Annotated in this window: 1 protein-coding gene and 1 pseudogene; both read right to left on the bottom strand. The window is 69.2% G+C overall.

All coding sequences use genetic code 11. The features are described from left to right. Positions 1-195 (bottom strand): annotated as a pseudogene (locus tag AC27VN_RS41870) (hypothetical protein); the annotation flags it as partial. Continuing rightward, a partial coding sequence (locus AC27VN_RS41865) for an FHIPEP family type III secretion protein (protein WP_490880573.1) occupies positions 192-1,209 on the bottom strand: 1,018 nt, incomplete at its 5' end. The gene AC27VN_RS41865 and the pseudogene AC27VN_RS41870, both read right to left, overlap by 4 nt.

The raw sequence follows: 1,209 nt of genomic DNA, 5'->3' as shown, positions 1-1,209 counted from the left end.
CAGCGTGCCTTGCGTGCCCTGCAGGATCGCGCGGCCGGCCTCGAGCGCGCTGAGGCTGTCCTCGGCCGCGGCCACCACTTCCACGCCGTCGTCGAGCTGGCGGTTCGAGAGGATCAGCGTGCCGTCGCCGAAGACATTGCGCGCCAGCGCCATCGCTTCGCGGGCGGTCGGTGCGGTGAAACGTTGGATGTTCATGCGGAGGCTCCTCGCAGGATCGGGCCGATGCGGATCGTGTGGGTTTCAGGAATTTCGCTGTGGCCGAGCACCTGCATGCGCGGCGCGGCGCGGCGCACCATGCGCGCGATGGCGTTGCGGATGGCGTCGGGCACCAGCAGGCAGGCCGGCACGCCTTGCTCTTCCTGCTTGAGCGCGACCTCGGCGGCGGTGCGCGTGAAGATCTCGACCACGCCCGGATCGAGCGCGGGCGCCTGGGCATTGCCCAGCGCCTGCATCAGCAGGCGCTCGAAGGCCGGCTCGATGGCGATCACGTCGAGCTCCTTCACCGGGCCGTAGATCTGCTGCACGATGGCTGGCGCCAGCGCCACGCGCACGCGGCGCGCGAGCTCGGCCGGGTCGGTGGTGCTGCCGGCATGCTCGGCCAGCGTCTCGACGATGGTGCGGATGTCGCGGATGTGCACCGACTCTTCCAGCAGCAGTTGCAGCACCTTTTGGAACGTGGACAGCGGCACCAGCTTGGGCACGACTTCCTCGATCAGCTTGGGCGCCAGTTTGTTCACGTGTTCGACCAGTTGTTGGGTTTCGGTGCGGCTCAGCAGCCGCGCCGCCTGCACCTGCATCAAATGTGACAGGTGGGTGGCCATCACGGTCTCCGAATCAACGACGGTGAAACCGCTCATTTGCGCGGCTTCCCGCTGCCGCTCCTCGATCCAGTGCGCGGGCAGGCCGAAGGCCGGGTCGGTGGTGGGCGTGCCGATCAGCGGGGTGGTGATGCCGCCCGGGTTGATCGCCAGGTACATGCCCGGATGGGCCTCGCCCTCGGCCACCACCACGCCGCGCAGGGTGACGCGGTAGCTGCTGGGCTTGAGCTCGAGGTTGTCGCGCACGTGCACCGCGGGCGGCAGGAAGCCGACCTCCTGCGCGAACTTGCGGCGCACGCCCTTGATGCGCGTGAGCAGGTCGCCCTGGCGGCTCTTGTCGACCAGCGCGATCAGGCGGTAGCCGAGCTCGAGGCCCAGCAGGTCCACCGGC

This window comes from Variovorax sp. 20P10.2.4, from assembly GCF_058244205.1.
Note: the sequence above shows the minus strand (reverse complement) of the source record. Positions and strands in the feature narration are given on the sequence as shown.